This window comes from Enterobacter sp. GER_MD16_1505_Eko_090 (genome assembly GCF_003331015.1).
GTDB lineage: Bacteria > Pseudomonadota > Gammaproteobacteria > Enterobacterales > Enterobacteriaceae > Enterobacter > Enterobacter roggenkampii.
Genome location: NZ_PUQF01000046.1, coordinates 1 through 4,846, shown reverse-complemented (window position 1 = coordinate 4,846; position 4,846 = coordinate 1). Strand labels below are relative to the sequence as shown.

Below are 4,846 nucleotides of genomic sequence, written 5' to 3'. Positions count from 1 at the left end.
TACCAGCGTACGGCCCACAGAATGATGTCACGCTGAAAATGCCGGCCTTTGAATGGGTTCATGTGCAGCTCCATCAGCAAAAGGGGATGATAAGTTTATCACCACCGACTATTTGCAACAGTGCCATCATTTGTACCAAAATGGACCGGCTAGGGCGCAATACCGCAGATATGATCCATATCGTTGATGCCTGCTATAAAAAGGGGATTGCCATCCGTTTTCTTGAAAATGGCCTGAGTACCGAAGGGACAATGGGGAAAATGGTGATTCAGATTTTGGCTGCTGTGGCTGAGGCTGAACGGGAGCGTATTCTGGAACGTACCAACGAGGGACGGTTGATTGCTATGGCGTCCGGTGTGAAATTCGGACGTAAGCCCCACCTGAAATCGGACTCGGCCATGGCGCTTATTGATCAGAAACAACCAGCCAGAGTGGTTATGGAAAAAACAGGCATTTCGCGGGCCACTTACTTTCGGTTAAAAAAATACATTAAAAATCAGCAATCGAATAATAACTAAGGAATAAAATGAATAATAAAATACCTAACAATGTCATTGGCGCGGTGTCTTCAGTACTTAGTGAACATTATTTTAGCCATACGTCTTTAAATTCGCTGTTTATGGAATCAGGCGCACCTGGTGAGGTGCCAATGGGAAACTGTGAAACCAAATGCAGTAATTGGCTGAAAATTTGCAATGAAGACGACTCGATAGATGCAATTTCAGTATTAGGCAGTATCATCCAGAATTACATGGATTTACCTCCGAATTCATACTCTAGGGCTGGAGCTGGATCTACTGTCGAATATGGGCAAAAAAGAATAATCGATGCTTTATCTAAGAACCAATTAGTCTACAGACTCAATGGATTTATCACTAAATCAGGTTCGACTCCGATTTCTAAAACGCTAGAGGATTATCTGAAGTCTGGCGACTACTCATCTATTGAAAATGAGTTTCTTCGTGCAGTAGAGAATATTCAAACCGATCCGCATGCATCAGTCACCGCAGCATGTGCGATAATTGAATCTGCATTAAAATGCTACATAGAAAAATTCGATTTACCTATGCCACAAAAATTGAATGTAGCACCTCTTTGGGCTGCCGTGCAGCCGAGCTTGAACCTTAATGCCGACGCTACGTTAGCGGATGATCAGCACAAAATTTTAAAAGGAATTTCATCAATAATTGACGGTATTGGTGCATTCAGATCACATATAGGGAGTGCTCATGGGCGTGGTCAAAACCCTCCGCAGATCGTAGTTGCCGAAGCTAGACTCGCAGTCAATGCATCTCACACCTTAGTTGTATTTATTATGGATGTTATCCATGCGAATAAAATATAATTAGATTGGAGTTTCTATCTTTTTATAAAGGCATTGTAATATAATAATGCCTTTATAAATTTAGATAAGATTATCTTTTCAAGCTCGCACGAAATTCTTTTGGATTAACCAGAACTGGATTAATTGCTCGTAACTGTTCCTGTATACGAGCCTGAGCACGCCGCTTCGGCATCTTTGTGCTTCGCTCACGTTTGCCGTTACGATCCAATTCATCCATTTTATCCTGAGCCAATCGGAGCACTGCACCGAGTCGCTTATTATCGACAATTTGCCCCTGATCGATACAGTCCAGTTTATCGAATACCTGATAGGAGAGGGCGTGGTGGCCGTATTTGAAGGCGAGGGTGCCATCAGGGTAATCAAAGACCTTAATATTCTCCCCGGCAATTCGGGTGTTTTCTTCTGTGGGTTCAACCAGATATATCATCTTATCATAACGGAATGTTAATGATTTCGAGAGTTTACGGGTTTCCTGCCATGAGAAAATATCATCCAGATCCACAATCGTTTCTGCCACAGGGCGATGAAGGTTTTTTGGATATTTGGGCGTTTTGGCGAAGCGCTGGTTGAAGTTTACGATAAACGTTTCCAGCCAAGCATTGGCTTCTTCGATACTGCTTATTTTATTGAGGCGCATTTCTTTGATGAGCCTGTCCTGAAGTGTTTTGTTGGCACGCTCAACACGACCTTTTGCCTGAGGGCTGTTCGCACAGATAAGCTCAACACCAATATCGTGCAGGACTCGACCAAATTGAGTTCCAGATTTGCTTCCGGCGGCATGATTTACTCGAAAAATACCGTGTTTGTCGCTGTAAAATGCCAGCGGCTTACCATGTTTCTCAACATATTCACGGGTAGCAAGCATGTAGTCAAAGGCTGATTCGGTTTCACCAAAACGAAGATGCATTATGCGACCAGTGGCATCATCGACAAATACTAGAAGACAGCATTTAGGAGCGCGTCCTTCAAACCAGTCGTGAGGTGAACCATCTATTTGTACCAGCTCACCAAGGCAGTCTCGGCGATAACGTGGCTGGTACACTCGTGGTTTACGGCGTGAGTATGGTATCCACAATCCATCGGCAGTCATCCAGTTACGCAACGTGTCGACGGATACTGAAATATCGTGTCGTTCACTGAGTTTTTCTGCGGCGAGAGTTGGTCCAAAATCACTATATTTTTCGCGTAGCAGCGCCAGAATCCGCAGTTTAAGCGATTCAGGAATCCTGTGATTACCTGGCTGGCCACGGCGAAGGCTGGCTAATCCTGAAACGCCAGACTCACGATAACGATTCATCAGGCGCTGAACCTGTCGTTCGGTGAGGTTAAGTTGATGGGCTGCATCACGACGACGCATACGTTTATCGATAACTGCCTGAATAACGTTTATCCGGTTTAGCTCTTTATCTGACATGGTCACAAGCATCCTGATATCTCCACGGCAACAAGGTTTAATCCTTTATGCCAGAAAAAGTGACATCTCTAAATGGGTAGAAAGTGACATTAGAATATTGGAGCTACAATCTTGGTGCGCATAACAAAGATTATGTTAAATATTAAAACAAATAACATAAAAATCAATATGTTAAGAAGGTAACCAGCTACTTTCCCATTCCAGCAACCAGTCATGGAAGCTTTAGAAACAGAGTCCTCTCATGAGTTTGTGATGCCTTAAATCCATGGTGAGCATAGAAACCTTTGGCTTCTTCAGTAAGCGCATGAACCATTATCGCACGAACCCCAATGTTCTCAGCTACGCGATAACACCGTAGCACTGCATCGTGGAGTAAATCGGCGCCAACCCCTTTTCCGTGCAATGAGACATCTACCGCCAGGCGAGCGAGTATAATCACCGGTATAGGATCTGGCATGTTACGCCGAAGACTACCTGTCGCTTCCGTATGGTTAACGCTACCGGTGGCCAAAGAGTAAAAACCAGCTACTTGCTTCGTACCCGTCTTGCAAACAACGAACGTTCGGGCAGCGCCAAGAGCTTGATTTTTTAAACCTCTCTGTTTTAGCCATTCATCGAGGACTGTCTCTCCACTGACGAACTCAGCCAGCTGATGAGAGCTGGATAACGGCTCGGGCGTGGTTATACGTCCCACTGAGGTTTCCTTGCCAGTAGTTTATTAATGGCGGGCTCATCCTCGACTGGTGCATCGAGCATATCGATGAACTCTGCATACTGTTCGTCGTTAAAATTGAAAACACGGCGATCAAGGATCACATTCTCCGCAGCCTTGCAGGCCATCTCCAGGATAAAGTCGGTTCGCGATTTATGAAGGATCTCTGCAGCAGCATCGATGAGTGCTCTCTGAGACTCTTTAGCTCTTAGGTTGAGTTGAACATCTGATTTCATACACACCTCTCTTGTATAGCAATTGATATACAAGAATAACACAACACGAACGTATAGCAAATGCTATACACTTCAAAGTACCGATAATGCGTTTTATGTTAAATATCAGTTACTTGAATAGATTTCGTAACATAAGTTGATGTGTTTGTCGTGTCATGACAGCACAATCAGGGATGTCATCCCCTAACGAGGCAAGGACTAAGTTAATGAACAGAACAGATTAAGAAGTACAGACTCGCTGGCTTGAGAGCCGGCAGCCTGAAGATCGTACCTGTAATGAAGCGGAACAATTTTCGGATGAATGCTGGAAGAACGGTCTGCGGCTGGATAAAAGCCCGTCTGTGCACTATCAACTTCTGATGGAAACCATCCGCAGGACGCTGATCCCGCGGCCAAAGTGAAGCCCTCCGTCGGTCTCCACTATTATCGCTACCGGGTTAGCCGTCAGGCATGGCCCGGTTTAAAAAGATATGCTGACAGTTCTGCTGCAGTTATATCAAACTCGAGTTGCTGGATTAATTCTGCCAGTTTTTTCTCTGCAGTATCACGATCAAACTGATTTTGTACTATCTGGAGAGCAACCTGTTTTAGCTCCGGAGGGAGGTGTTCCAGATTGATATGATTATAACCCGAAATGTCATCATCCGAATTTTCGAAGAGCCAGCCGTAACTCATAAGGTCACCTGTTCTATTTCACAAATTTCCAGACACCTGGCGGTACCCGGTCATACAACTTTCCCATCGTCATCTCCGCCAGCCGGTGATCAACCGCGGCATTGAAATGCTCAAGCTCATCATCTGACAGAGAATATTTATTTTTTTCTATTACCCTTTCCAGGGTTTCCTTCGATGTACAGCGCCGTAGTCGTAAAATCCATTCCTGTTTCGTCATTAGTTTTTTATATCCTGAGGCGTCCCTAGTATTTAATTTTACAAATAACGCAAATTTCTTTCAGGCGTTATGGCCCGTGCCGTTCTGCTTAAGATAATCACTGATGCTCAGGCCGGACAGGCTTTGTTGAATAAATCGAACTTTTGCTGAGTTGAAGGATCAGATCACGTATCTTCCCGACAACGCAGACCGTTCCGTGGCAAAGCAAAAGTTCAAAATCACCAACTGGCCCACCTACAATAAAGCC

6 protein-coding genes and 1 pseudogene are annotated in these 4,846 nt (G+C 44.5%); 2 read left to right on the top strand and 5 right to left on the bottom strand.

The genetic code is table 11. The features are described 5' to 3' along the window. Nucleotides 1–125: 125 nt before the first annotated feature. Nucleotides 126–518: pseudogene (locus C6A40_RS25160) on the top strand (recombinase family protein); the annotation flags it as partial. A gap of 8 nt (nucleotides 519–526) precedes the next feature. After that, the gene (locus C6A40_RS24510) at nucleotides 527–1,345 is read left to right on the top strand and encodes an abortive infection family protein (RefSeq protein ID WP_023307220.1); all 819 of its coding nucleotides are present in this window, start codon (nucleotides 527–529) and stop codon (nucleotides 1,343–1,345) included. Between the two features lie 70 nt (nucleotides 1,346–1,415). Here the strand turns inward: C6A40_RS24510 and C6A40_RS24505 are convergent, their stop codons facing one another. The 5 genes from C6A40_RS24505 to C6A40_RS24480 form a co-directional block, all read right to left on the bottom strand. Continuing rightward, entirely contained in the window at nucleotides 1,416–2,759 is a 1,344-nt protein-coding gene (locus tag C6A40_RS24505) for an ISNCY family transposase (protein ID WP_080339306.1), read from the bottom strand. A 211-nt stretch (nucleotides 2,760–2,970) separates the two neighbouring features. Then, a complete protein-coding gene (locus C6A40_RS24500) occupies nucleotides 2,971–3,453 on the bottom strand; it encodes a GNAT family N-acetyltransferase (protein WP_003026803.1) in 483 nt (160 codons plus the stop codon). Further along, complete coding sequence (locus C6A40_RS24495) at nucleotides 3,441–3,707, bottom strand: type II toxin-antitoxin system TacA family antitoxin (RefSeq protein ID WP_003026799.1); 267 nt, start codon at nucleotides 3,705–3,707, stop codon at nucleotides 3,441–3,443. Before C6A40_RS24495 ends, C6A40_RS24500 begins: the two co-directional genes overlap by 13 nt. 444 nt (nucleotides 3,708–4,151) lie before the next feature. After that, complete coding sequence (locus C6A40_RS24485) at nucleotides 4,152–4,382, bottom strand: hypothetical protein (RefSeq protein ID WP_023307222.1); 231 nt, start codon at nucleotides 4,380–4,382, stop codon at nucleotides 4,152–4,154. A gap of 13 nt (nucleotides 4,383–4,395) precedes the next feature. Continuing rightward, entirely contained in the window at nucleotides 4,396–4,599 is a 204-nt protein-coding gene (locus C6A40_RS24480) for an HHA domain-containing protein (RefSeq protein ID WP_004213596.1), read from the bottom strand. Nucleotides 4,600–4,846: the final 247 nt, after the last annotated feature.